The organism is Roseateles chitinivorans, from assembly GCF_002761755.1.
Lineage (GTDB): Bacteria > Pseudomonadota > Gammaproteobacteria > Burkholderiales > Burkholderiaceae_C > Roseateles > Roseateles chitinivorans.
Window position 1 is genome coordinate 1 of record NZ_PEOG01000036.1, and the last position, 25,178, is coordinate 25,178.

General features: G+C 69.3%; 25 protein-coding genes. 11 read left to right on the forward strand and 14 right to left on the reverse strand.

What is annotated here, in order from left to right; all coding sequences use genetic code 11:
* Window positions 1-239 precede the first annotated feature (239 nt).
* Genes CS062_RS14215 through CS062_RS14225 form a run of 3 tightly spaced genes read right to left on the reverse strand, consistent with a single transcriptional unit; the run spans window position 240 to window position 1,765 of the window.
* The gene (locus CS062_RS14215; RefSeq protein ID WP_143742349.1) at window positions 240-980 is read right to left on the reverse strand and encodes a hypothetical protein; all 741 of its coding nucleotides are present in this window, start codon (window positions 978-980) and stop codon (window positions 240-242) included.
* Window positions 967-1,206, reverse strand: a complete 240-nt coding sequence (locus tag CS062_RS14220) for a helix-turn-helix domain-containing protein (protein ID WP_099862273.1) — start codon at window positions 1,204-1,206, stop codon at window positions 967-969. Before CS062_RS14220 ends, CS062_RS14215 begins: the two co-directional genes overlap by 14 nt.
* 7 nt (window positions 1,207-1,213) lie before the next feature.
* The gene (locus CS062_RS14225; protein ID WP_099862274.1) at window positions 1,214-1,765 is read right to left on the reverse strand and encodes a DUF2975 domain-containing protein; all 552 of its coding nucleotides are present in this window, start codon (window positions 1,763-1,765) and stop codon (window positions 1,214-1,216) included.
* Window positions 1,766-1,989: 224 nt separating this feature from the next.
* Here CS062_RS14225 and CS062_RS14230 point away from each other — a divergent pair, with 224 nt between their 5' ends.
* The 3 genes from CS062_RS14230 to CS062_RS14240 are packed head-to-tail and all read left to right on the forward strand — an operon-like array spanning window position 1,990 to window position 3,563.
* Window positions 1,990-2,493 (forward strand): aminoacyl-tRNA deacylase, encoded by a 504-nt coding sequence (locus CS062_RS14230; protein ID WP_099862275.1) that lies wholly within the window; start codon window positions 1,990-1,992, stop codon window positions 2,491-2,493.
* Window positions 2,494-2,499: 6 nt separating this feature from the next.
* Entirely contained in the window at window positions 2,500-3,216 is a 717-nt protein-coding gene (plsY, locus tag CS062_RS14235) for a glycerol-3-phosphate 1-O-acyltransferase PlsY (protein WP_099862276.1), read from the forward strand.
* Window positions 3,213-3,563 (forward strand): RidA family protein, encoded by a 351-nt coding sequence (locus tag CS062_RS14240; protein WP_099862277.1) that lies wholly within the window; start codon window positions 3,213-3,215, stop codon window positions 3,561-3,563. The genes plsY and CS062_RS14240 overlap by 4 nt, the downstream gene beginning before the upstream one ends.
* A gap of 60 nt (window positions 3,564-3,623) precedes the next feature.
* On the opposite strand, the gene CS062_RS14245 is transcribed toward CS062_RS14240, so the two are convergent.
* The 4 genes from CS062_RS14245 to CS062_RS14260 all read right to left on the reverse strand — a co-directional run bounded on the left by CS062_RS14245 (window position 3,624) and on the right by CS062_RS14260 (window position 7,728).
* Window positions 3,624-4,271 (reverse strand): L-threonylcarbamoyladenylate synthase, encoded by a 648-nt coding sequence (locus CS062_RS14245; RefSeq protein WP_099862278.1) that lies wholly within the window; start codon window positions 4,269-4,271, stop codon window positions 3,624-3,626.
* A 79-nt stretch (window positions 4,272-4,350) separates the two neighbouring features.
* On the reverse strand, window positions 4,351-5,217 hold the full coding sequence (locus CS062_RS14250; RefSeq protein WP_099862317.1) for a 3',5'-nucleoside bisphosphate phosphatase: 867 nt from the start codon (window positions 5,215-5,217) through the stop codon (window positions 4,351-4,353).
* An 89-nt stretch (window positions 5,218-5,306) separates the two neighbouring features.
* Entirely contained in the window at window positions 5,307-7,145 is a 1,839-nt protein-coding gene (locus CS062_RS14255) for a GGDEF domain-containing protein (protein ID WP_158238790.1), read from the reverse strand.
* Window positions 7,146-7,266: 121 nt separating this feature from the next.
* Complete coding sequence (locus tag CS062_RS14260) at window positions 7,267-7,728, reverse strand: host attachment protein (protein ID WP_091725475.1); 462 nt, start codon at window positions 7,726-7,728, stop codon at window positions 7,267-7,269.
* Between the two features lie 171 nt (window positions 7,729-7,899).
* Between CS062_RS14260 and trxC the strand changes: the two genes are divergently transcribed.
* A complete protein-coding gene (trxC, locus tag CS062_RS14265) occupies window positions 7,900-8,358 on the forward strand; it encodes a thioredoxin TrxC (protein ID WP_099862280.1) in 459 nt (152 codons plus the stop codon).
* A 29-nt stretch (window positions 8,359-8,387) separates the two neighbouring features.
* Here trxC and recJ read toward each other — a convergent pair whose 3' ends face one another.
* Entirely contained in the window at window positions 8,388-10,139 is a 1,752-nt protein-coding gene (recJ, locus tag CS062_RS14270; protein ID WP_099862281.1) for a single-stranded-DNA-specific exonuclease RecJ, read from the reverse strand.
* Window positions 10,136-11,068, reverse strand: coding sequence for a hypothetical protein (locus CS062_RS14275; RefSeq protein ID WP_099862282.1), 933 nt, complete (start codon window positions 11,066-11,068; stop codon window positions 10,136-10,138). The genes recJ and CS062_RS14275 overlap by 4 nt, the downstream gene beginning before the upstream one ends.
* A gap of 105 nt (window positions 11,069-11,173) precedes the next feature.
* Here CS062_RS14275 and CS062_RS14280 point away from each other — a divergent pair, with 105 nt between their 5' ends.
* Complete coding sequence (locus CS062_RS14280) at window positions 11,174-12,025, forward strand: UDP-2,3-diacylglucosamine diphosphatase (protein ID WP_233218063.1); 852 nt, start codon at window positions 11,174-11,176, stop codon at window positions 12,023-12,025.
* 153 nt (window positions 12,026-12,178) lie between these two features.
* Window positions 12,179-14,239: a polyphosphate kinase 1 gene (gene ppk1, locus CS062_RS14285; RefSeq protein ID WP_099862284.1), complete on the forward strand. Its 2,061-nt coding sequence runs from the start codon at window positions 12,179-12,181 to the stop codon at window positions 14,237-14,239.
* A gap of 237 nt (window positions 14,240-14,476) precedes the next feature.
* On the opposite strand, the gene CS062_RS14290 is transcribed toward ppk1, so the two are convergent.
* Window positions 14,477-15,991 carry a Ppx/GppA phosphatase family protein gene (locus CS062_RS14290; protein WP_099862285.1) on the reverse strand — a complete coding sequence of 505 codons (1,515 nt, stop codon included), beginning with the start codon at window positions 15,989-15,991 and terminating at the stop codon, window positions 14,477-14,479.
* Between the two features lie 167 nt (window positions 15,992-16,158).
* Here CS062_RS14290 and CS062_RS14295 point away from each other — a divergent pair, with 167 nt between their 5' ends.
* Both CS062_RS14295 and CS062_RS14300 read left to right on the forward strand, forming a co-directional pair.
* Window positions 16,159-17,085 (forward strand): dienelactone hydrolase family protein, encoded by a 927-nt coding sequence (locus CS062_RS14295; RefSeq protein WP_099862286.1) that lies wholly within the window; start codon window positions 16,159-16,161, stop codon window positions 17,083-17,085.
* A gap of 89 nt (window positions 17,086-17,174) precedes the next feature.
* On the forward strand, window positions 17,175-17,951 hold the full coding sequence (locus tag CS062_RS14300) for a ZIP family metal transporter (protein WP_099862287.1): 777 nt from the start codon (window positions 17,175-17,177) through the stop codon (window positions 17,949-17,951).
* A gap of 49 nt (window positions 17,952-18,000) precedes the next feature.
* Here CS062_RS14300 and CS062_RS14305 read toward each other — a convergent pair whose 3' ends face one another.
* The 4 genes from CS062_RS14305 to CS062_RS14320 all read right to left on the reverse strand — a co-directional run bounded on the left by CS062_RS14305 (window position 18,001) and on the right by CS062_RS14320 (window position 21,642).
* Entirely contained in the window at window positions 18,001-18,459 is a 459-nt protein-coding gene (locus CS062_RS14305) for a universal stress protein (protein ID WP_099862288.1), read from the reverse strand.
* Window positions 18,460-18,588: 129 nt separating this feature from the next.
* A complete protein-coding gene (locus CS062_RS14310) occupies window positions 18,589-19,497 on the reverse strand; it encodes a sulfurtransferase (RefSeq protein ID WP_099862289.1) in 909 nt (302 codons plus the stop codon).
* A gap of 6 nt (window positions 19,498-19,503) precedes the next feature.
* Window positions 19,504-20,400, reverse strand: coding sequence for a DMT family transporter (locus CS062_RS14315; protein ID WP_199174245.1), 897 nt, complete (start codon window positions 20,398-20,400; stop codon window positions 19,504-19,506).
* 123 nt (window positions 20,401-20,523) lie between these two features.
* Entirely contained in the window at window positions 20,524-21,642 is a 1,119-nt protein-coding gene (locus CS062_RS14320) for an aromatic ring-hydroxylating oxygenase subunit alpha (protein ID WP_099862291.1), read from the reverse strand.
* A 390-nt stretch (window positions 21,643-22,032) separates the two neighbouring features.
* On the opposite strand from CS062_RS14320, the gene CS062_RS14325 reads away from it, so the two are divergent.
* From CS062_RS14325 to dxs, 3 genes are read left to right on the forward strand one after another with little or no spacing between them, the layout of a single operon-like run.
* Window positions 22,033-22,293 (forward strand): exodeoxyribonuclease VII small subunit, encoded by a 261-nt coding sequence (locus tag CS062_RS14325; protein WP_099862292.1) that lies wholly within the window; start codon window positions 22,033-22,035, stop codon window positions 22,291-22,293.
* A 27-nt stretch (window positions 22,294-22,320) separates the two neighbouring features.
* Window positions 22,321-23,181 (forward strand): polyprenyl synthetase family protein, encoded by an 861-nt coding sequence (locus tag CS062_RS14330; RefSeq protein WP_438270477.1) that lies wholly within the window; start codon window positions 22,321-22,323, stop codon window positions 23,179-23,181.
* Window positions 23,182-23,204: 23 nt separating this feature from the next.
* Window positions 23,205-25,163 carry a 1-deoxy-D-xylulose-5-phosphate synthase gene (gene dxs / locus CS062_RS14335; RefSeq protein WP_099862293.1) on the forward strand — a complete coding sequence of 653 codons (1,959 nt, stop codon included), beginning with the start codon at window positions 23,205-23,207 and terminating at the stop codon, window positions 25,161-25,163.
* Window positions 25,164-25,178: the final 15 nt, after the last annotated feature.

The window sequence follows — 25,178 nt, forward strand, 5'->3', positions numbered from 1 at the left end:
GGCGGATGCGGTGGCCGCGGTGGGCGCGGCCATCGCCGCCGGGCCGCAGCCCACGGCGAGCACGCCGGTCACGATAAGCGCGGCCGCGAGTCGCGCGCGCTGGAACTGCTGGGGTTTCACGGTTCTCTCTCCCTGGTCGCTGTGAGCGATCCGCGCTGAACGGTGCGCGATCGGATTGCGTTGACGACGGCTGTCCCTCATCGGGGTGGCAAGCTCGCGGTGCCGCGGCGAGGCGAGGCTCAGCGCCGGCACTTGCCGCGCGCCTCGGCGAGCAGCCAGAACGGCGCGCTGAGCAGCCCCATGCCGCCGCCGGCGTATTCGCCCTTGAGGCAATCGCCGCTGGCACTCTTCATCATCTCGTTGCCCAGCTTGGTCGAGGCATCGACCCGGTCCGGCGCGCGGCTGGCGTCGTCGGCCCGCTCGGCCAGCAGCGGCTGGCCCTGCGCCGACTGGCGGATCGCGCGTCGCGTCGCCGTGCCATCCATGAGCTCGCGGCCGCTGGGGCCGGAGGCGCCCGGGACGGGCGTCGGCGCGGCAATGATCACGGTGGCCCGCGGCGCTTCATCGACACGCTCGATCTCCGGCGCGGGCGACGCAGCCCGTGGGGGCGCAGAAGAAGGCAGCGACGTCCGAGCCGTGTCGTCGGTCCGCGGGCGAGCTGAAGCGGAACGGCGGACCGCCGTGGTGCTGTCGGTGCGCGGCCTGGCCGCCTGAGGCGACGGCCTCGGGGCCAGCGGTGGCAACTGGATCGTCACCATCCGGATCGACGAGCGTCGCTGCTCGCCATGCGCATCGCCACGGTGCCAGGCGTGCTGCAGCCAGGCGACCAGCGCGATGTGAAGCAGCAGGACGGCGCCCAGCGCGATCGCGCGGAACCGGCGCGAGGTGCTTCGCGCCGCGGCTCGCATCGCCCCGCGCGCCGCGTCATCGGTCGCGCCCTGGGCGGCCTCGTGGGTCGTCTCGGGCCTATGCATTGCCATCGCCGCCTCCATCCGGTTCCTCGCCGGGTTCCCAGGCGAGCAGGTCGCCCGGCTGGCAGTGCAGCACCGCGCAGATCCGCGACAGGGTGTCGAAGCGCACGCCGCGCACCTTGCCGGACTTCAGCAGCGACAGGTTGGCCTCGGTGATGCCGATGGCCTCGGCCAGCTCCTTCGAGCGCATCTTGCGCTGGGCCAGCATGACGTCGAGTCGGACGACGATGGGCATGGGCGGCTCAGATGAACTCGGCGTTCTCTTGGGCCATGCGCTGCGCCTCGCGCATCACCTGGCCCATCGCGACGAAGACCAGGCCGCACAGCAGCACGACGAAGTGGGAACTGCCCAGCTGGAACGACAGGTAACGCTGGCCCGGCGGGTTGCCCAGCGTCAGCGCCAGTACCGTCGCCGTGTCGGTGAGCGGCATCGCCACCGCGATCGCGACCACCGACTGACCCATGCGCCGCAGCAGCCGCGTCGCGGCATCGGTGAAGACCTCGCCACGCAGGTAGCCGCCGAACAGGCGCCACAGGCACCACAAGGCATACAGCGTCAGCAGGGCCAGCGGCAGGTTGGCCGCCAGCGCCGCGCCGCGCGAGACCGCGTCGAACTGCAGCGCGTGCGACAGCTCCCACTCCTTGCGAGCGGTGCGCTCGATCATTCCCGGGTGGGTCCAGAACACCGCATGGAAGCCGACCACCGTCGCCATCGCGATCAGCGCCATCGTGCGCACGCAGTGGGCGATCCAGCGAATGCGCTGCAGGCCGGCGGGGATCGGGGAAGGGCTCATGGCGGAGAGGTGGATTACCGTGGTGTGGCAAGAAATTACTGTAAAACAATAATTTCAAAACGACAACCGCGACGGCGGCTTGGCGTCCGCGGGGGCGGCCCGGGTCGTCATGGCGGCGCGGATCGTTGCAGTCGGAAGGCGGCTCGCGCGACGGCGGGGTGGGCGATCGGCGCAGCAAGCTCGTACAAGCGGGCCCTCGTCGTCAGCGCCGACAATCCGCGCCCATGAGCAAGAAATCCGCCCATGTCAGCGAGACGCTCGCGACGCAGATGCTGCGCCAGCACAAAGTCGCGTTCGGCGAGCATGTCTACGACTACGTCGACCACGGCGGCACCGGCGAGTCCTCCAAGCAGCTCGGCGTGCCGGAGCATGAGGTCGTCAAGACGCTGGTGATGCAGGACGAGAAGGCCCAGCCGCTGATCGTGCTGATGCACGGCGACTGCACCGTCAGCCTCAAGGAACTCGCGCGGCAGATCCCCTGCAAGAAGGTCGAGCCCTGCAAGCCCGATGTCGCCCAGCGCCACAGCGGTTACCTGGTCGGCGGCACCTCGCCGTTCGGCACCCGCAAGGCGATGCCGGTGTTCGTCGAATCCAGCGTGCTGGCACTGCCGCGCATCCTGATCAACGGCGGGCGGCGCGGCTATCTCGTCAGCATCGAACCGCGGGTTTTGACGGAGCTGCTGGCGGCCCGCCCGGTCGAGTGCGCGCTGAAGTCCGGGGCAGAATAGCGCCCCATGCAAAGTGTCCTGTTCCCCTTGTTGGCCGTCGTGGCCGGGTACCTGATCGGTTCGCTGTCCTTCGCGGTGATCGTCAGCCGGCTGATGGGCCTGTCCGACCCGCGCAGCTACGGCAGCGGCAATCCCGGCGCCACCAACGTGCTGCGCTCGGGCAACAAGGCGGCGGCCATCCTCACGCTGGTCTTCGACGCGCTCAAGGGCTATGTGCCGGTGCTGCTGGTGCTCAAGTTCGGCGCGCCGTACGGCCTGGAGGAGGGGACCGCCGCGCTCGTCGGGCTGGCCGCCTTCATCGGCCACCTGTGGCCGGTGTTCTTCAAGTTCATTGGCGGCAAGGGTGTCGCGACTGCGGCGGGCGTGCTGCTCGCGATCAATCCCTGGCTGGGCCTGGCGGTGCTCGGCGTGTGGATCGCGATGGCGGTGGTGTTCCGCTATTCCTCGCTGGCGTCGCTCAGTGCCGCCGTGGCCGCGCCGCTGCTGCAGATGCTGATCTGGGACGTCGGTCCCGAACTGCCCGCCATCGCGCTGATGAGCCTGCTGCTGGTCTGGCGCCATGCGGCCAACATCAAGAAGCTGATGGCCGGCACCGAGAGCAAGCTCGGCCAGAAGGCGGCGCCCGCAGCCACCGTGCCGGCCGCGAAGTCCCATCGCCACGAGCATTCGCGCGAGAAGCGCGAACACAAGTCTTCCCACAAACCCAGGCAGCACAGCAAATGAGCAGCATCGAACGTTTCGACGTCGGCCCCCGTCTCTCCGAGATGGCCATCCACAACGGCGTGGTCTACCTCGCCGGCCAGGTGCCGTCCGACGCCAGCGCCGACATCCAGGGCCAGACCGAGCAGGTCCTGGCGATGATCGACCAGTTGCTGGCCCGCGCCGGCAGCGACAAGACCAAGATCCTGCGTGCGCAGCTGTACATCGCCGACCTCAAGGACCTGGCCGGCATGAACGCCGCGTGGGACGCCTGGGTGCCCGCGGGCCACACGCCGCCGCGGGCGACGGTCGAGGCCAAGCTGGCCAAGCCCGAGTGGAAGATCGAGATCGTCATCACCGCCGCGGTGTGATCGACCCACGCCGGTCTCCGATCGACGCCCCATGAAGAACGCCGGCATCGCCGGCGTTCTTCATTCCTCTTCCGCTTCCTCCAGTTCCAGCCCGAGGCAAGCCGGATCGCCGCAGCCGCGGCGCACCAGCATCGGCGGATCCGCGGTCAGGTCGACGACGGTGGTCGGCTTCATCGGGCAGGCGCCGGCGTCGATGATCAGCTGGATCTGCTTGTCGTAGCGCGCGGTGATCTGCTCCGGATCATTGAGCGGCTCATGCTCCCCGGGCGGGATCAGCGTGGTGGCCAGCAGCGGGCCCCCCACCAGCGCGAGCAGCTCCTGGGTGACGCGGTGATCCGGCACGCGCAGGCCGATGGTGCGTCGCGACGGATGCGACAGCCGCCGCGGCACCTCCTTTGTCGCCTCCAGGATGAAGGTGAAGGGCCCCGGCGTCGCCGTCTTGATCATCCGGTACTGCTTGTTGTCGACGCGCGCATAGCTGCCCAGCTCGCTGAGGTCGCGGCACAGCAGCGTCATGTGGTGCTTGTCGTCGACGCCGCGGATGCGGCGCAGCGCCTCGGCCGCGGCCTTGTCGTCGAGCTGGCACACCAGCGCGTAGCTGGAGTCCGTCGGGATCGCGCCGATGCCGCCCTGGCTCAGGATCTGCGCCGCCTGGCGCAGGAAGCGGGCCTGCGGGTTGTCGGGGTGGACTTCAAAGATCTGGGCCATGGTCCTCGCCTGTGGCAATCGGTGTGCGGGCCGGTCTGCGTGCCGGCGTGCCGGGGTATCTGCGCCGATCGGGCCGGCGTCACGCCGGCCAGTGGATGCGGTATTCGAGCGCGTTCCACACCGGCTTGAGTTTGCCGGAGAGGTGCTGCTCGAGCCGGCCCAGGTCGACGCGGCTCTCCTCCGGACTGTGGAAGTCCGAGCCGCGCGAGGCGAGCAGGTCGAATTCGAGCGCCGTGTCGGCGTACTGGACCATGTCCGCCGCCGTGTGGCTGCCGGTGACGACCTCGATGCCGCGGCCGCCATGGGCGATGAACTCGGTGATCAGCGCGTACTCCTCGGTCGGCGTGAAGCCGTAGCGCCCCGGATGCGCGATGACCGCGATGCCGCCGGCGTCGACGATCCATCCCACCGCGTCGCGCAGCGCGGCCCAGCGGTGCGGCACGTAGCCGGGCTTGCCCTCGGTCAGGAAGCGGCGGAAGACCTCCGGCACGTCGGCGCACTGGCCGGTCTCGACCAGGAAGCGCGCGAAGTGCGTGCGAGAGATCAACTCCGGATTGCCGGCATGCTTGAGCGCGCCTTCGTAGGCGCCATGGATGCCGACCTTGGCCAGCCCGTCCGACATTTCCCTGGCGCGCGCGCCGCGACCGCCGCGCGTGGCGCGCAGGCCCTCGACGATGCGGGGATCGTGATGGTCGAAGCCCAGGCCGACGATGTGCACCACCTTGCCGGCGAAGGTCACCGAGATCTCCACGCCGGTCAGGTAGGCGAGGCCCTGCGCGCGCGCGGCCTCCAGCGCGCGCTGCTGGCCGCCGACTTCGTCATGGTCGGTCAGCGCCCAGAGCTCGACGCCATTGGCCTTGGCGCGCGCGGCCAGCGCCTCGGGCGAGAGCGTGCCGTCGGAGACGGTCGAGTGGCAGTGCAGGTCCGCGTTGGTCTGCGGGTGCAGCGCGATGCGCGCCGGCACGTGCGCGGGCGCGAACCCCGGCGCGGGCGTCGAATCGGCGGGAAGGGCGGTGGGCGCGAGGGGCGGGGTGTTCACCCGGCCGATTCTAGGAGGGGCGCCATGTCCGGGATGGCAGCACTGGAACGGCGGCGGTCGACGAAGTAGCGGCTCGGGCCGGTGCCGCACTTGGCGACGTGCTTGGGCTCGGTCAGCGCGGCGGACAGCGCGCGGACGCTGTCGAAGGCGCCGGGCTGCACCTGGATCACGCCGGCGCTGAGCGTGGGCAGCGGGTTGAAGGACTCCTGGTTCTGCCGGTTCAGCGTGACGTAGCCGCCCAGCGCCTGATGCTCGGCGGAGAAGAACGGGCGGATCTGGCGGTCGAACTCGCGGCAGACGCGGGTGACGCGCGCGGTCCAGTCCGGCGAGCCCAGCACCATCACGAAGTCGTCCCCGCCGATGTGGCCGACGAAGTCCAGCACCGGATCGCCGGCGTTCTGCAGGATCTGGGCGCAGAGCTTGATGATGTCGTCCCCCGCCGTGTAGCCGTAGACATCGTTGAAGGGCTTGAAGTGGTCGATGTCCCAGGCGACGACGACGAACTCCCGGCCCTCGTGCAGCAGCGCGTCCAGATGCTGGTCGGTCGGCACGTTGCCGGGCAGCAGCGTCAGCGGGTTGGCATAACGCGCGCTGTGAACCTGCAGGTCGGAGACCGCCTTGAGCAGGTCGGTGCTGCGGCCGGTGCCGAAGTATTCGCCGTTGCGGGTGACGATGAAGCCGTCGACCATCAGCCGGTCGTCCAGGCTGGAGATTGCGTCGCTCATCTCCCGCAGCGAGGTGCCGGCATCGAAGATCAGCGGCTGCGGATCCATCAGCGCGGTGCAGGAGCGCTTCTCGTGGATGTCCATGAAGTAGCGCTCGGCGCTGCGCTTGAGTACCTGCAGCGAGCGCAGGATGCCGATCGGCCGGTTGGCCTCGTCCAGCACCGGCATCGAGAACAGCTGCTCGTCGCGCTGGAACATGTCGGCGACGGTCTGGCAGTTGAGCTTGGGCGTGACGGTGTGGCTGCGGCGCGCGAGCTGCGCGGCGGTGGTGATCGCGTCGGGCGGCAGCCGCATCCAGTCGGCATGGCGGCGCCGGTGCTCGGGCGCCAGCAGCGCGTCCACCTCCGCCCGCAGCGCGGCACGCGGCGCGGCGCTCGGGCGCGCGAGCAGGTAGCCCTGGCAGACCGGCACGCCCAGGCGGCGCAGCACGGTCAGGTCGCTGAGCTGCTCCAGCCCCTCCGCCACGACGGTGCAGCCGGAGCTGGCCGCCATCTCGAGGATCGAGCGGACGAACTGCTGCTTGAGCGGCTCCTGCGCGATGCCGTCGATGAAATGGCGGTCGATCTTGACGAAGTCGGGCCGGATGTCCATCCAGCGCTTCAGGCTGGCGAAGCCTTCGCCCAGGTCGTCCAGCGCGACGACGAAGCCCAGCTCGCGCAGGCTGCGCATGCTGTCCTGCAGCCGTTCCGGCTCGAGGATGGGACGGGTCTCGGTCAGTTCGATGACCACGCGCGACGCCGGCAGGTCGAGCTGCGCGAACTCGCGGGCGATCAGCGCGCCGCGGTCGCTGGTGGCCAGCAAGGTGTCGGCCGTCAGGTTGAGGAAGAGCTGGCCGGGCAGCTTGAGTTCCTTGAAGCGGCGCAGTGCCCGGCGCACCACCAGCCGCTCCAGTTCCACCAGGCGACCAAGCCGCGCGGCGGCCTCGAACAGCACCAGCGGCGAATGCAGCGGCGTGTCCGCCGGCCCGCGCGTCAGGGCCTCGTAGCCGAGGATCTGGGCCCGCTCCACTTCCACGAGCGGTTGGAAATGGATGTCCAGCGCCCCGTCGCGGATCAGGGCGGACAGGGCGATGCTCAACGGATCGGGCGGTTGCAGGTGGGTGGTTGGCATGGGAAGGACCACGGCGACTGGAGCGTCGCGTGGTGTCCCCATTCTGGGCGGCCTCTATGTCATCGCTTTGACAAACAGTTACAGCATGACCGGTGCGTGAAATCCGCCGCGATCGGCCCGTTCAGGGGCGTTGCTTGCTGAAGTCGCGCTCCGGGAAGAGCCGGGTGGTCAGCTCGCCAAGGCTTTCGTGGACCACGTCGACATTGGTTTCGTCGATCACCAGCTTCGCGACCTGTGGGCTGAGCGCCTTGCGCAGCAGGCCGAGGAAGCGCGGCGCGGCCACGATGCGCAGCTGCGTCACTTCGCCGTTGTTGAAGCCGTCGTCCAGCGTCCGGGCCACGCGGGTGGCGAAGCCGATGGCTTCCTGGTGCAGCTCGTCGACGCCCGCCGAGGAGGTCACGTTGTTGCCGCGCCGGCCCTCGGCGTCGCGACGCAAGTCGGCCTTGTCCGCGTGCGCCGCGGCATCGGTGAGCGTGGTGACGTCTTCCAGGTCGCCGCCTTCTTCCGGGAGCTTCAGCAGGCGGGCCACGCCTTCGTCCGCCACCAGTACCCAGAGCTTGCCGTCGTCCTTGTATGCAGCCATCTCGATTCCTTCAGCAGAGTTCTCGTTGATCGGGAGGCGGCAAACGCCGTACCTTGGAACCGCCCCGTCCGGTGGAGGCGCGGCCGCGCGCAATGGCACATGATTTGCCCTTCGCAAGAGGCCCTGTGGCCGCTTCACCGCGCCCGCCGGCGCCTTCCACGCGAGACCGCCATGGACACCGACACGCCTTCCGCCGCTGCCCCGCTGCACATCGTCTGCCCCGCCTGCGCGGCGAAGAACCGCGTGCCGCGCGAGCGGCTGGCCGAGTCGCCCGATTGCGGTCGCTGCGGCACGCCGCTGATGCTGCCTAGGCCGGCGGATCTCACGCCGGAGGTCTTTGACAGGTTCATCGCGGGCACCGAGCTGCCCGTCGTCGTCGACTGCTGGGCCGATTGGTGCGGTCCCTGCAAGATGATGGCGCCGCAGTTCGAGCAGGCTGCGGCGATGCTGCCGGAGCTGCGCTTCGTCAAGCTCGACACCGAGGCCGCGCCGCAGCAGAGCGCCAGGTACGGCATCCGCAGCATTCCGACGCTGCTGTTGTTCCTCGATGGGCAGGAGGTCGCGCGGCAGGCGGGCGCGATGCCGGCGCAGGCGATCGTCGACTGGGTGCGGCGGGAGCTGGGGGCTTGAGGCGGGCGGGCGCATCGCGCCGCGGACGTTCAATCCGCCATCGCCTCCACCACCATCTGCACGCGCTGCTGCCCCTGGTACTCGTCGAGGCTGAGCCGATAGGCGAGGGTCACCTGCTCGGGCAGCTGCTCGGTACGGCCGAACCAGATCGCGTCGCGCAGCATCGCGCCCTGGCGCAGCCGCAGCTTCAGGTGGCGCTCGCCGACCAGGCGTTGATGCACCACCTGCACGCGGTCGCAGAACAGCGGCGCCTCGAAGGCCTGGCCCCAGACCTGCGCCTCGAGTTCCTGCACGGTCTCGGCGCAGAACGCTTCCGGCGGCAAGGGCCCGTCGGTGCGCAGCGTTCGCGTCAGTGCGGACTCGTCCAGCCATTCGCGCGCGACGGCTTCGAAGGCGGCGGCGAAGGCCTCGACGCCGCCGGGTGCCAGCGTGCAGCCGGCGGCCATCGCGTGGCCGCCGAACTTGCGCAGCAACTCCGGATGGCGCTTGGACACCAGGTCCAGCGCGTCCCGCAGGTGGAAGCCCGGGATCGATCGTCCCGAGCCCTTGAGCTGCCCGTCGGCACCCTCGGCGAAGACGAACACCGGTCGGTGCAGCCGGTCCTTGATCCGCGAGGCGACGATGCCGACGACGCCTTCGTGGAAGTCCGCGTCGAAGAGCGCGAGCGCCGGCGGCGGCGCGCCGTTCAGGCGCGGGTCGGTCATCAGGCGCTCGAGCAGCGCGAGCGCCTGCTCCTGCATGCCGGCCTCGATCTCGCGGCGCTCGCGGTTGATGCGGTCCAGCTCGCGGCCGAGCTCGAGGGCCTGGCCGGTGTCGTCGGTCGTCAGGCAGGTGATGCCCAGCGTCATGTCCTCGAGCCGCCCCGCCGCATTGATGCGGGGCCCGAGCGCGAAACCCAGGTCGAAGCTGTTGGCGCGCGCGGCGTCGCGGCCGGCCGCGGTGAACAGCGCCTGGACGCCGGGCTGCATGCGGCCCGCGCGCATGCGGCGCAGGCCTTGCGCGACCAGCCGCCGGTTGTTGGCGTCGAGCCGCACCACGTCGGCCACGGTGCCGAGCGCGACGAGGTCCAGCAAGCCGTCCAGCCGCGGCGGCGGGCCGTCGCCGAAGGCGCCGCGCCGGCGCAGTTCACCGCGCAACACGGTCAGCACATAGAAGGCGACGCCCACGCCTGCGAGGCTCTTGCTGGGGAACGGACAACCCGGCTGGTTGGGGTTCACCAGCGCGTCCGCGTCGGGGATGGTCGGTGCGCCGTCGGTGCCGACGGCGGGCAGGTGGTGGTCGGTGACCAGCACCTTCAGGCCGAGGGCACGGGCGAAGGCGACGCCGGCATGGCTCGCGATGCCGTTGTCGACGGTCACCAGCAGCCGCGGCTCCTGCTTGAGCGCGAGCTCCACGATCGTGGGCGTCAGGCCGTAGCCGTGGACCGCACGGTCCGGCACCACGTAGCCGACGGTGCCCGGCCGCGCGCCCAGCAGCGCCAGCCCGCGCAGCATCACCGCGCAGGCGGTGGCGCCATCGCAGTCGTAATCGGCCACGATGCAGATGCGTTCGCCGGCCGTGATCGCGTCGGCCAGCAGCGTCGCGGCCTTGTCGATGCCCAGCAGACCCTGAGGACCCTCGGGCGGGAGCAGGTGTTTCAGGTCCGGGTCGAGCTCGTCGTGCGACAGCACGCCGCGCGCGGCGAAGAGCCGCGACAGCAGCGGCGAGAAGCCGGCCCGCTGCAGCGCATGGGCGGAGTCCGGCGGGACGTCGCGGATCAGGATGCGGGGGCTGCTGCTCACAGGTCCTCCAGCGCGGTGGCGACGCTGACGCGGGTCGGGGCGAAGCGCTCCTTGAGCCGTTGCCAGCCGCTCGCGTCGCGTCGCGTCCAGGTGCGGGCCTGGCGCTCGCCGGCCAGCGTCAGCGAGACCGGGCTTCCCGCTTGCACGGCGGCCAGTGCCTGGGCAAGGGGGCCGGCGTCGAGGGCCTTCCAGGCCTCGCTCCAGGTGTAGAGGTCGCCGCTCGTCATCGGGCCGCGCAGGCGGTCGTCGACGATCAGGTCCGAGGGCAGCGCCGAGCCGCGGTCGCGACCGCAGCCGCTGATCCACACCGCGTTCAGCGGGCGTTGCCGGCGGGCCTCGCGGGTCTGGTTGAGCGGATGGTCATGCAGCAGCATCTGGACCTCGTTGAGCAGCGTGCGCAGCCGGCGCGCCCGTGGGTACCAGGTTTCGACGCCGCGATTCAGGACGCGGTCGATGCTGGCGGCCTCGAGGCCGTCCAGGTCGTCATGCGCGATCGCCCATTCACCCGGCGACAGCCAGGCGCTGCGCCAGCCCTGGTCGGCGGGGAACAGCGCGACGGCGAGCGCCTCGAGGAAGGCGCGCGACTCGTCCTCGGAAAGATCCAGTGTGGCGGGCCCCAGCGCGGTCACGCCCTCGGTGCCGACGGCGAAGTGGGCGGGCGTCAGCAGCGCCCAGGCGGCGCCGCCGGGTTCGTGACCGGTCGCGCGCAAACGCCAGGCGGCCAGGGGTGGGTTTTCATCGGTGATGCCGCGGCATTGCGCCAGGAATCGTTCATGCGGGGGAAGCGGGGTGGTCTCGTCGGCGTCGCCGACCTCGCCCGCCGGTGCCAGCAACCCGAGCAGGCGGCTCAGGTTCGGCAGCTCCAGCTCGCGCAGGGCACCCTCGAAATGAGGATCCAGCGCACTGGCGAAAGGGATCATCAGGTGCATGGCGGCGGATTATCGGCGTTCCCCCGGAATGGGGCGCCCGTCAGGCGGTCATCAAGCTTTCATCCGGCCCCGGCAACCTGTGGGGCCATGCTGACCGACACGCTCATGGCCGCCGCTGTCTCGCAAGAACCGCCTGGGGCCGAGGCGGAAGAGGGCGGCTCGATCCGGGTGCGCACGGTGTGGATCTCCGACCTGCACCTGGGCACGCCGGGTTGCCAGGCGAGGGCGCTGCTCGACTTCCTGCGCGAGGTCGAGTGCGAGCAGCTCTTCCTTGTCGGCGACATCGTCGACGGCTGGCAGCTGCGCCGCAGCTGGTACTGGCCGCAGGCCCACAACGACGTGGTGCAGAAGCTGCTGCGCAAGGCGCGCAAGGGCACGCGGGTGATCTACGTGCCGGGCAACCACGACGAATTCGCGCGCAAGTACCTGCAGCACAGCTTCGGCGGCATCGAGGTCGCGCATGAATGGATCCACGAGACCGCCGACGGCCGCAAGTTCTGGATCACCCACGGCGATCTCTTCGACGGCGTCATCCAGCATGCCAAGTGGCTGGCCTACGTCGGCGACAGCCTCTATGAATTCACGCTCAAGCTGAACCGCCACCTCAACTCGCTGCGGGCGCGCCTGGGACTGCCGTACTGGAGCCTGAGCAAGTACCTGAAGCTCAAGGTCAAGCGCGCCGTCTCCTTCATCAGCGAGTTCGAGGAAGCGCTGGCCCGCGAGGCCCGAAAGCGCGGCGTCAACGGCGTAATCTGCGGCCATATTCACCACGCCGAGCTGCGCGACATCGACGGCATCACCTATGCCAACGACGGCGACTGGGTCGAGAGCCTCACCGCGCTGGTCGAGCATGCAGACGGGCACCTGGAGATCCTCGACTGGGCCGAGCGTCAGCGCTCCGGCGCCGAGCAGGGCGCGGCCGAGGCGCTCGCCGCCGCCATGCGACAGCCCGCCTGAACGGGCCGACGCCCCTTTCGGCTGGCGAGCTGTCCCCCTATCGAAGGCGCCCGCCATCGCCCATCCGGGCCGCCCATTCAAGCCGTGCCTCCCCTGCGGACCGGCTCAAAAGAGGGTCACTGGCTTGTCATACCAGCTTCATAGAATGGGTTCATGACTTTGCCTGATGTCCCGCTGCTCAACCGCGAAAACGCGATCCTCGAGTTCAACCGGCGTGTCCTGGCGCAGGCCCAGCGCGTCGACGTGCCGCTGCTGGAGCGGCTGCGCTACATCTGCATCGTGTCCAGCAACCTCGATGAATTCTTCGAGGTGCGCTTTGCCGACATGCTCGATGCGCAGCGCGATGGCAGCGGCCTGGTGACGCCGCGCGATGTCGAGCGAGTGGGGCGCGCGGCCCATGACCTGATCGACCAGCAGTACGCGATCTTCAACGACCAGGTCATGCCCGCCCTGCGCGAGCACAACATCCAGATCCTGAACCACGCCGACCGCACCGACGAGATCCGCGCGTGGGTCAGCAAGTTCTTCGAGCGGGAGGTGCGACCGCTGCTGGTGCCGGTGGGCCTGGACCCGGCGCATCCGTTCCCGCAGGTGGCCAACAAGTCGCTGCACTTCATCGCGCGCCTGTCGGGCAAGGACGCGCTCGGGCGCGACAACCGCATCGCCATCGTCAAGGTGCCGCGCGTGCTGCCACGCGTGATCAAGGTGCCTGCGGCGATCAGCGGCGGCAAGCAGAGCTTCGTGCTGCTCACCAGCGTCATCCGCGCCCACCTGGAGGAGCTGTTCCCCGGCCGGCATGTCGAGGCTTTCTCGCAGTTCCGGGTCACGCGGGATTCGGACCTGGAGGTCGACGAGGAAGAGATCGCCAACCTGCGGCATGCGCTGCGTTCCGGCCTCACGACACGTCACTTCGGGCGCGCCGTGCGGCTGGAGGTGGTCAACACCTGCCCGGAGGAGCTGTCGCGCTTCCTGCTCGAGCAATTCGACCTGCCGGAGGCGGCGCTGTACCGTGTCAACGGGCCGGTCAACCTGGTGCGGCTGAACGAGCTGATCGACCAGACGGATGCCGAGGACCTGCGTTTCCGGCCCTATGAACCCAGTTGGCCGAAGGGGCGGCTGCCGCGAGGCAAGTCGATCCTAGACAAGCTGCGGACCAAGGGCGACGTGATGCTGCATCACCCGTTCGAGAGCTTCGAGCCGGTGGTGCAGCTGCTGCGCGAGGCGGTCGAGGATCCGGACGTCCTGGCCATCAAGCAGACGATCTACCGCACCGGCAGCCAGTCGGTGCTGGCGGACCTCCTGATCGAGGCGGCGCGTCGCGGCAAGGAGGTCCTCGCGGTCGTCGAGCTGAAGGCGCGATTCGACGAGGAGGCCAACATCAACTGGGCGGAGCGGCTGGAGGCCGTGGGCGCGCAGGTGGTGTACGGCATCGTCGGCCTGAAGACGCATGCGAAGCTGATGCTGATCACGCGCAGGGAGGGCGGCAAGCTGCGCCGCTACGGCCACCTGTCGACGGGCAACTACAACCCGAAGACGGCGCGGTTCTACACCGACCTGGGCTATCTGACGGCCGATGCGGAGATGACGGCGGACATGGACCTGGTGTTCCGCCAGTTGGCTTCGCTGTCGAAGTTCAAGGCGCCGAAGAAGCTGCTGCTGGCGCCCTTCAACCTGCACCGGACGATGCTCGAGCTGCTCTCGCAGGTGGAGGAAGCCGCGCGGCGCGGCGAGCCGGCGCGAGTCGTGCTGAAGATCAATGCGCTGACCGATGCCGAGCTGATCAACGGGATCGTCCGGGCGGGGCGCGCGGGTGCGAAGGTCGATCTGATCGTGCGCGGCGCCTGCATGTTGCCGCCGGGCCTGCCGGGCGAGACGGACAACATCCTGGTGCGCTCGGTGGTGGGGCGATTCCTCGAGCACTCGCGGATCTTCTATTTCCGCTGGGGCAAGGAGGAGCAGGAGGCCTTGTACCTGTCGAGTGCCGACTGGATGGCGCGGAACATGTTGCGTCGCATCGAGGTGGCCTGGCCGATCACTGATCCGAAGCTGCGCCAGCGGGTGGTCGACGAGGGCCTGACGCCCTACTTGCACGACAGTCTCGATGCCTGGCAACTCGGCCCGGACGGCACGTCGCAGCGCATCGGCACCGAGGACGTTCCGCAGCATGTCAGCGCCCAGCAGGCCCTGATGCGTCTGTACCACGAAGACCCCTGACGCGCCCCGCTCCAGCCCGTCCCCCTCACTCCCCTTCTCTGCCGTCCTCCCTGTTCCTGGACGGGCATGGCCTGGGCCGGCGACTCGTGTCGGGCTTCTGACTGACTTGGACGCCGTCTGTCCGAGCGACGCGAACCGAAGGTGAGCAGAGCGAGTTGGCGTCCGCCCGACACGAGTCGCCGGCCCAGGCCATGCCTGTCGCGCGCTCCCGTGGCAGTCCAGCGTCCAGAGAGGTCCTCAAGCCTCCAACGCCAACTCCACCCGCCCCACCTTCCCCCAGGCTTCGAGTTCTTCTCGCAGGAGGTAATGCGCCCGTGGGTGAGCATCCGCCCAGCCTTTGCGCATCTCGATGACGACGTTCATCCCTTCGCGCCGGAGTTTGATGGCGGTGGCGTCCACCTCGCCGCGCGCATGGCATTTGATGGCGGCGAGCCGCAACGCCAGCAGTTGCCAGACCATGGGTTCCTCTTGGAGTTGTTCCTCGAGCTTGCGCAGCCCTCCTCGCTGACCGAGTGCCAGATCTCCCAGCCGCCGCAGCTGGTTCTGCGAGAAGCCTGGTGCGTCGACATGGGAGAGCAGGTAGGCGCTGTGGCGATGGTGATCGTGGTGGGAGACCATCATGCCGATCTCGTGCAGCGCGGCGGCCCAGCCGAGTTCGCGGCGATGTTCTTCCTCGGCCTTGGGTGCGAGCTGCGCATGAAGGCGCTGGGCGATTCGCTGGACGCGACCGGCCTGATCGCGGTCGACGGCGAAGCGGCGCTGCAGTTCGGAGACGGACTGCTCGCGCATGTCGCGACCGGCGGCGAGCAGGCGCGGGTCGAGGCGTTCCGCGAGGTCGAAGATCACGCCCTGACGCAGCGCGCCCTTGGCCGGGTAGAGGCGTTCGATGTCGAAGTGGGTGAGCAGCGTGTAGAGGATGCAGAGCCCGCCGCCGACGACGGCGCGCCGGTCGTCCTTGAGGCCGGGCAGCTTGAGCGCGTCGATGCGGCCGGCGAGCAGGCACTGCTCGATGCACCATCGCAGGCCGTCGAGCGTGATGGAGCCGTCCGGACTCACGCCGTTGGCGGCCAGGATCTGGGCGACGGCGCCGACGGTGCCGGAGGATCCCAGGGCCTGTTTCCAGCGTGGCTGCGCGGCCTGGCGGGAGAACTGGGTGATGGCTTCCTCGAGCTCGGCGCCGGCGGCGACCTGTGCGGCGCGGAAGGCCTCGGCAGTGAAGCGGCCGTCGGTGAAGAAGCGCATCGAGAGGCTGACGCTGCCGATCTGGAAGGACTCGGCGGCCAGTGGTTGCGGTCCGCGGCCCAGGATCATCTCGGTGGATCGGCCGCCGATGTCGATGACCAGACGCGGATCCTCAGCGGTCTGCAGCCGCGCCACGCCGGCGTAGATCAGGCGCGCTTCCTCTCGGCCGGAGATGACTTCGATCGGATGGCCCAGCACCTCCTGCGCGCGGGCCAGGAAGGCATTGCGGTTGCGCGCCTCACGCAGCGTCTGCGTCGCGACCGCGCGCACCTGGCGGCTGGGCAGGTCGGCGAGCCGCTCGGCGAAGCGCCGCAGGCAGTCCAGGCCGCGCTGCGCCGCTTCTTCGGTCAGCATGCTCATCGCGTCCAGGCCCGCGCCCAGCCGCACCGTTTCCTTCAGGTAGTCCAGCCGGCGGTATTGCCCGTGCTGCAGCTGCGCCAGCTCGAGCCGGAAGCTGTTGGAACCCATGTCGATGGCGGCCAGGATCGGAGGAACGTGCGCTTGCGTCATGGGGCGCGATTGTCGCGGTCTTTGGCCCGCCTGCCGGGAACGAGGTGCTTTCATCGTGCTGTCGCGACGCCGTGGTCCGTTGCGTGCCGGCGACCGGGATAGCATCCGGCGTTCCGTCTGGAACCTTCGGATCCATTCCACCCCGCATTCCCAACGAGGAGCTGCAGATGACGAATTCCGATTCCCGTGCCGATGCCGCCGGCCTGTCCCCCGAGCTTGCCGACGCGATCCGCGACGACATCGACACGCTGGCGCCGGGCCGGGGCTTCAGTCGCCGCGCCTTCGTCGGCACCGCGGTGGGCAGTGGTTTCGCCGCGGCGGTGCTGCCGGTGACGGCGCAGACGATCACCACCGACGTGCAGGGCCTGGATGCCGGCCCGGTGAGCATTCCGGTCGGCGACTTCAAGATGCCGGCCTACGTCGCGCAGCCGGCGGGCAAGAAGCAGGCGCCGGTGGTGCTGGTGGTCAGCGAGATCTTCGGTGTCCACGAGCACATCGCCGATGTCGCGCGCCGCTTCGCCAAGCTGGGCTACCTGGCGGTCGCGCCTGACCTGTTCGCGCGTCAAGGCGATGCGAAGGTCTATTCGGACATCGCCAAGCTGCAGACCGAGATCATCCAGCGCACGCCGGACGCGCAGGTCCTCAACGACCTGGACGCGGCGGTGGCCTGGGCCAAGGGCCTGGGAGGCAACACAGCGAGGCTCGGGATCACCGGTTTCTGCTGGGGCGGGCGGATCGTCTGGCTGTACGCCGCCCACAGCCGGGAGCTGAAAGCGGGCGTGGCCTGGTACGGTCGCCTGCAGGGTCAGACCAATGCGATGACGCCCAAGCACCCGATCGACGTCGCGGCCCAACTGCACGCCCCGGTGCTGGGACTCTACGGGGCGCAGGACAACGGCATCCCGGTCGCGACCGTCGCCGCGATGCAGGAGGCGCTGAAACAGGGCGGCCCCGCCGCCAAGGCCAGCGAATTTGTGGTCTATCCCGACGCCGGCCATGCCTTCCATGCCGATTACCGCCCGAGCTACCGGCCCGATCCCGCCAAGGACGGATGGGCGCGCTGCCAAGCCTGGTTCAAGCAGCACGGGGTGTGAACGGCCCTGGCGGACGGGGGGCTTGACGACTCTGAGACAATTTTCGGAACCCCATCCGGCGCACCCTACGTGGTGCGCCTTTTTTATCCATGACCCTGACCTATATCCTGCTGGTGACCTTCGCTGGCGGTCTGGCCTCCGTGACGATCGCGGCGATGCTGACGGTCGGCCTGCTGAGCCGCATCGTGAAGCACCTGGTGAGCCTGTCCACCGGCGTGCTCCTGTCGACCGCGCTGCTGCATGTGCTGCCGGAGGCCTTCGAGAGCGGCGCCGACCCGCACAACCTGTTCCTGGCGCTGCTGGGCGGGCTGATGTTCTTCTTCCTGCTGGAGAAGGCCGAGCTCTACCGCCACACCCACCACCACGAGGGGGACGGGCACCATCACCATCACCACTTCGACCGCGAACAGGCCGGGCGGGGCGGTTTGTCGGTGCTGGTGGGGGATTCGATCCACAACTTCTGCGACGGGATCATCATCGCGGCCGCGTTCCTCGCGGATCACCACCTGGGCTGGGTCACCGCCATGGCGATCGTGGCGCATGAGATTCCCCAGGAGGTCGGCGACTACATCGTGCTGCTCAACGCCGGGTTCTCGCGCAAGAAGGCGCTGTTCTTCAATGCCGTGTCCGGCATGGCGGCGGTGGTCGGCGGACTGGTCGGCTACTACATCGTCGGACCCTGGCAGCAGCTGTTTCCTTACCTGCTGGTCGCGGCATCGAGCAGCTTCATCTATGTCTCGGTCGCCGATTTGATCCCGCAGCTCCAGCGCCGGCTGCCCTGGAAGGACACCGCGCTGCAACTGCTGTGGCTGGGGGTGGGTATCGTCTTCGTGCTGATCGTCGTGGGCGGCAAGCACACCCACTGAGTCAGGCCGGCAGCGCCCGGGGGGCGCTCCGGCCTTGTGACGAGCGAACTTACTGGGGAGGCGGCGAGCCTTCGCCGTGCACCACCAGCACCGGGAAGGCGCAGTGGGTCAGCACCTTCTGCGTCTCGCTGCCGAGCAGCAGCGCCTGCAGCCCCCGCCGGCCGTGCGTGGCCATCACCAGCAAGTCGGCATTGACGCGCTTGGCGTGCTCGATGATCGCTTCCCAGGGGTGCAGGGCCTCGACGCTGTGGGCCTCGATTTCCAGGCCCTGTCCGCGCGCCAGCGCCAGCACCTGTCCGAGGCGTTCCTGTGCGATGCGCTCCTGGGCGTCGAAGAACTCCTGGGGCGGCGTCGGTTGCATCTCGGACACGGCGCTGTAGGGGAAGGGTTCCTTGACGCTGATGGCGAACAGCTTGGCGCCGTGGAACTTCGCGAGCTTGACGGCGGTATCGATCGCCTTGGCGGTGATGTCGGAGCCGTCGGTGGGAATCAGGATGCGCTGGAACATGGCGAGCCTCCTTCGAACGAGCGGGTGGGCTGGGTGGACCCGGCCCCAGAGGTGGGGTCAGGGCTTGCCGTCGCAGTCTGAGCTTCCCATGGTGCTCGCGCCATGCGCGTTGTCAATAAGGGGCGTCCGTCAGCCTTTCGCCAGCGGGAAACGCGAATTGGCGCTCCATTCGCTCCAGGAGCCCGGATAGAGGCGGCTGCCCGCCAGCCCGGCATGGTGCATCGCCAGCAGGTTGTGGCAGGCCGTCACGCCGGACCCGCATTGGTGCACGGTCGCCTCGGCGGTCTGGGGGCCGAGCAGCGCCGCGAATTCCTCGCGCAGCAGTGCCGGCGGCTTGAACCGGCCGTCGGCGCCCAGGTTGGTCTTGAAGAAGCGGTTCGTCGCTCCCGGGATGTGGCCGGCCTGGGCGTCGAGCGGCTCGACCTCGCCGCGAAAGCGTTCACCGGCGCGGGCGTCGATCAGCCGGACTCTGCCGAGCTGGCCGAGCAGGTCCTGCGCGCTGAGCGGTTCCTCGAGCGGAGCGCCCGGCTCGAAGGCCCCTGCCGCGGCGGTGGGAAGGTCCGTGCTCACCGCGCCGCCCGCCTGCTGCCAGGCCGCGAAGCCCCCGTCCAGCACCGCGACGTCGGCATGCCCCAGCCAGCGCAGCATCCACCAGACCCGCGCGCCGTACATGCCGTCGGCCGCGTCGTAGGCGACCAGTGTCCGGCCGGGCCTCAGGCCCAGGTCATTCAGCCGGGCGGCGAAGGCATCCCGGTCCGGCAGCGGGTGCCGTCCGCGGAAGCCGCCGAATGCGTCCTGCTTCGGGCCGCTGAGGTCGCGGTCCAGGTGCAGGTAGAAAGCGCCGGGAATGTGACCGGCGGCGTAGGCGCGCTCGCCGGCCGAGGTGTCGGCCAGGTCGAAGCGGACATCCACGACCAGCGGCGGCGCGTCGGACGCCAGCAGCGCCTGCAGTTGCTCGACGGAGACCAGGCCGTCGAGGCGGCTGGGGGCGGGGGTGGAGATCGCGGAGCTCGTCGGGGTCGTCGCGGAGGTCGTCATGGCGCTTCAGGATTCCTGGACCGAGTGCTGGGCGTCCTTGGGGGTATTCCGGGCGCGCAGCAGCGTCGCCCCCAGGCCCGCGGCCACGATCAGCAGGATGCCGATCCAGGAGGCCAGGCCCAGCCGGTCGCCGAAAAGGAGCACACCATACAACGCCGAGAACACGATGCCCAGGTATTGGAGCGACGCGTTCACCAGCGGCTTGCCGGTGCCGTAGGCGCGCGTCATCAGCAGCTGGGCCGCGGTGGCCAGCACGCCGACGGCCAGCAGCAGCGCCGCGCCGGTCCAGGTGTGGCCATGCCAGCCGCCATGCGAGGCGATCGCCGTCAGCGCGCCCGCGACCACGCCGCCCATGGAGAAGTAGAAGACGATGCGGTACTCCGGCTCGCCGGCGCGGCCCAGCGACGTCACCTGCAGGTAGGCCATCGCCGAGAGCATGCCGGACGCCAGGCCGGCCAGGCCGTGCCAGACCTGCTGGTCCTCCATCGCCGGCTGCAGCACCAGACCGACGCCGAGGAAGCCCAGCAGCACAGTGATGATCAGCCGCGGGTCGACCTTGGCCGCTCCCATCAGCACCGCTCCGCCGATCAGGAACAGCGCCATCCACACCGAGGACATGTAGTTCAGCGTCATCGCGGTGGCCAGCGGCAGCTTGCTGATCGCGAAGAACCACAGCGACAGCGCGATCACGCCCGACAGGCTGCGCCAGAAGTGCATCGCCGGCACGGTGGTCTTCAGCGACAAGCCCTTGGCCCGCGTCATCGCGAACAGGATCAGCGTGCCGACCAGGCCGCGGTACATGACGATCTCGCCGGCGCCGTAGTAGGCCGAAGCCAACTTGACGCAGACGCCCATGGTGGCGAACAGCAAGGTCGCCAACACCATCAGAAGGGGTGCAGACATGCGGCGGATTCTCGCGCCGAAGGCTGGTCCCGTCGGTCGTGGCGGTCCGCAAAAGCGAACGCCCCGCAGGAGCGGGGCGTTGTGCGCACCAGTGGGGGTGCAGGGGGCGTCGGCGGCCCAGGCTCAGCGCTTCATCAGCGCCCGGTACCACTCGTGGAAGTGCTTCATGCCGTCCTCCATCGGCGTCTGGTACGGGCCGACCTCGTTGTCGCCCCGCTCCATCAGCGCCTTGCGGCCAGCGTCCATGCGCAGCGCGATCTCGTCGTCCTCGACGCAGGTTTCCATGTAGGCGGCCTGCTGCGCCTCGACGAAATCACGCTCGAAGGCGACGATTTCCTCGGGGTAATAGAACTCCACGATGTTGGTGGTCTTCTGCGGGCCCTTGGGGAACAGCGTCGAGACCACCAGCACGTTGGGGTACCACTCCACCATGATGTTGGGGTAGTAGGTCAGCCAGATCGCACCCTGGTCGGGCGACTGCCCGCCCGAGAAGCCCAGCACCTGCTCATGCCACTTGGCATAGACCTCGGAACCCGGCTTTCCCAGCGCCTTGTTGACGCCGACCGTCTGCACCGAGTAGTCGCGGCCGAACTCCCACGCCAGGTCGTCGCAGGTGACGAACTGGCCCAGCCCCGGGTGGAACGGGCCGACGTGGTAGTCCTCCAGATAGACCTCGATGAAAGTCTTCCAGTTGTAGTCGCACTCGTGGACATGGACCTTGTCGAGCTGGTAGCCGCTGAAGTCCAGCGCGGCGCGCGGACCGAGCCGGGCCAGGTCGGCGGCGATGTCCCGGCCGTTGTCCTCGAACAGCAGGCCGTTCCACTCGCGGATCTTGTAGCGGTTCAGGTGCAGGCAGGGGTCCTGCTTGAAGTGAGGCGCGCCGACGAGCTCGCCCTTGAGGTCGTAGGTCCAGCGGTGCAGCGGGCAGACGATGTGGCTGCGCGTGTTGCCGCGGCCGCGCAGCATCACCGCCTGGCGGTGGCGGCAGACGTTGGAGATCAGCTCCAGGCCCTGCGGGCCGCGCACGATCGCCCGACCTTCGCCTTCCTGCGGCAGGGCGTAGTAGTCGCCGACCTCGGGCACGGCCAGCGCATGGCCAAGGTAGCGGGGACCGTGCTGGAAGATCAGTTCCTGTTCGCGGCGGAACAGGTCCTCGTCGAAGTAGGAGGTGACAGGCAGCTGGAGGTGGCTGGGGGCCGTGCTGCGTTCAAGCGGGCTGAGAGGGATGCTCAGGTCGGACATGATCCAAGAGGGTCTCCAAGACACCAATGTCAACCGTGACCGGCCGCCCCCCAGATTGGACGGGCCGGCATGTGGGACTGAGTGAAACAACGCCGGACGCTGCCGGAGCCTGGGGGCGATGGCCGCGCGGGTGCCGCGAGCGAACGCGGTGGGACCCCGGCCGGGAGGAGCGCCCCGATGACTGCCGGGCCCCTTTAGGGCAACGGAGCAGGCAAAGGAACCGGGGATTGTACCCGGACCTCCCTATCAGGGGGAGACTGGATGCGGGCGGGGGCGCTCGCGCGCCGGAAACACCCGCTGACGCCTGTGGCGCTCGATTCACATCCCCCGACAGTCGGAACCCGGGTGGGGGAGTGCCGGTGCTTACAATCGGCCTTTTCGCGTTTTGAAATGAGCAAGTCTTCCGCCAGCGCCAAGTCGGCGCCGCCCACGTCCCAGGAGCAGGAGCCCGCCAGTTATGAACTGGCGGTCGAGGAGTTGGAACGTCTGGTGCAGGCCATGGAGGCCGGTCAACTGCCGCTGGACCAGTTGCTGGCCAGCTACCAGCGGGGGGCTGCATTGCTGAAATACTGCCGCGCGCGGCTTCAGGCCGTCGAACAACAAGTACAGGTCATCGAAGGTGGCGGCGCGCAGGCTTGGGGAGAAGAGTAAGTGGATGCCGGTGTCTTCGAACGTTGGGTGAAGCAGTCGCTTCAGGAAGTCGAGCAGGCGCTGGAGGCCTGGGTGCCCGAGGGCGCCCCGGCCGGCCTTGGCGAAGCCATGCGTTACGCGGTGCTGGGCGCTGGCAAGCGCCTGCGTCCGCTGCTGGTGCTGGCCGCGGCGGAGGCCGTCGGCGGGCAGCGCGAGGCCGCGCTGCGCGCGGCCTGCGCGGTGGAACTGATCCATGCCTACTCGCTGGCGCACGATGACATGCCCTGCATGGACAACGACGTGCTGCGCCGCGGCAAGCCGACGCTGCATGTGCAGTACGGCGAGGCGCAGGCCATGCTGGCCGGTGACGCCATGCAGGCGCTGGCCTTCGACGTCCTGACGCCGGACGAAGGCCTTGCGCCCGCGCTGCAGGCCAAGCTCTGCCGCCTGTTGGCGCGCGCCAGCGGCTATGACGGCATGGCCGGCGGCCAGGCGATCGACCTGGCCAGCATCGGCAAGCCGCTGGACGAGGCCGCGCTGCGCGACATGCACCGCCGCAAGACCGGCGTGCTGCTGCAGGCCAGCGTCCTGATGGGTGCGGCCAGCGGCGACCTCCCGGCCGCCGCCTGGGAGGCGCTGAGCCGCTACGGCGCCGCGATCGGCCTGGCTTTCCAGGTCGTCGACGACATCCTGGACGTGACCCAGGACAGCGACGTGCTCGGCAAGACCGCCGGCAAGGATCAGGACAACAACAAGCCGACCTACGTCAGCGTGCTGGGCCTGGAGCCCGCGCGTGCGTATGCGCTGCGCCTGCGCGACGAGGCCCATCAGGCCCTCGCCGCCAGCGGCCTGGCCGACACCGCCTGGCTCAGCCTGCTGGCTGACAAGGTGGTCGAGCGCGACAACTGAACCGACGAGAGAGAGGCCAGGCCATGAGCGAGAACACCACCACCGCGACGGCTTCGCAGACGCTGCTCGGCGCGATCGACAGCCCTGCGGACCTGCGGCGCCTGTCGCGCGGCCAGCTGCCGCAACTGGCGGACGAGGTCCGCGCGCACATCCTGAACAGCGTGTCCAAGACCGGCGGCCACCTGTCGTCCAACCTCGGCACCGTCGAGATGACGATTGCGCTGCATTACGTCTATGACACGCCGCGCGACCGGCTGGTGTGGGACGTGGGCCATCAGACCTATCCGCACAAGATCCTCACCGGCCGCCGCGACGCGATGGCCACGCTGCGCCAGCAAGGGGGCATCTCGGGCTTCCCGCGCCGCGACGAGAGCGAGTACGACACCTTCGGCACGGCCCACTCGAGCACCTCGATCTCCGCCGCGCACGGCATGGCGATGGCCGCCAAGCTCAAGGGCGAATCGCGCCGCGTGGTGGCGATCATCGGTGACGGCGCGATGACCGCCGGCATGGCGTTCGAGGCGCTCAACAACGCCGGCGTCGCCCATGGCGGACTGCTCGGCGACGTGCTGGTGATCCTGAACGACAACGACATGTCGATCAGCCCGCCGGTGGGTGCGCTCAACAAGTACTTCACCCGGCTGATGAGCGGCAAGTTCTACGCCGCCGCCCGCGAGGGCGCGAAGTCGGTGCTCAAGCACACGCCGCTGTACGAGTTCGCGCGTCGCTTCGAGGAGCACACCAAGGGCATGTTCGTGCCCGGCACGATCTTCGAGGAATTCGGCTTCAACTACGTCGGCCCGATCGACGGCCACGACCTGGACGCGCTGATTCCCACGCTGGAGAACCTGCGTGACAAGAAGGGTCCGCAGTTCCTGCACCTGGTCACCCGCAAGGGCCAGGGCTACAAGCTGGCCGAGGCCGACCCGGTCAAGTACCACGGTCCCACCCCGTTCAATCCGGCCGAAGGCATCAAGCCGTCCGCCACGCCGGCGAAGAAGACCTTCACCCAGGTCTTCGGCGACTGGCTCTGCGACATGGCCGAGGCCGATCCGACGCTGGTGGGCATCACGCCGGCGATGCGCGAAGGCTCGGGCATGGTCGAGTTCCACAAGCGCTTCCCGACCCGCTACTACGACGTCGGCATCGCCGAGCAGCATGCGATCACCTTCGCCGGCGGCCTGGCCTGCGAGGGCCTGCGGCCGGTGGTGGCGATCTACTCCACCTTCCTGCAGCGCGGCTATGACCAACTGGTCCACGACGTGGCGCTGCAGAACCTGCCGGTGCTGTTCGCGCTCGACCGTGCGGGCCTGGTCGGCGCCGACGGCGCGACGCATGCCGGCAACTACGACATCGCGTTCACGCGTTGCATTCCGAACATGAGCGTGATCACGCCCTCGGATGAGAACGAGTGCCGCCAGGCGCTGTACACCGGCCACCTCCACGACGGCCCGGTGACGGTCCGCTATCCGCGGGGTGCCGGCATTGGTGCCGAGATCAAGAAGGACATGGTCGCGCTGCCCTGGGGCAAGGGCGAGATGCGGCGCCAATCGTCGCTGCCGCAGACCGGCGGGCGCGGCGCGCCGCGCGTGGCGATCCTGGCTTTCGGCACGCTGTTGCATCCGGCGCTGAAGGCGGCCGAGGCGCTCGACGCGAGCGTCGCGAACATGCGCTTCGTGAAGCCGCTGGACGTGCAGCTCGTCAAGGAACTGGCCCGCACGCACGATGCCCTGGTGACCGTCGAGGATGGTTGCGTCATGGGCGGCGCTGGCAGCGCGGTGCTGGAAGCGCTGCAGGCGGAAGGCCTCGCAGTGCCGGTGCTGCAACTGGGCCTGCCCGACGAATATGTCGAGCACGGCGAGCCCGGCAAGCTGATGGCCCAGTGCGGCCTCGACGCAGCCGGCATCGAGCAATCGATCCGCGCGCGCTTCCAGTCGGTGCCGACCGCCGCGCCGGTGCTGCGCTCGGTCGCCAATCAGTGATCCGGCGCTGATCCG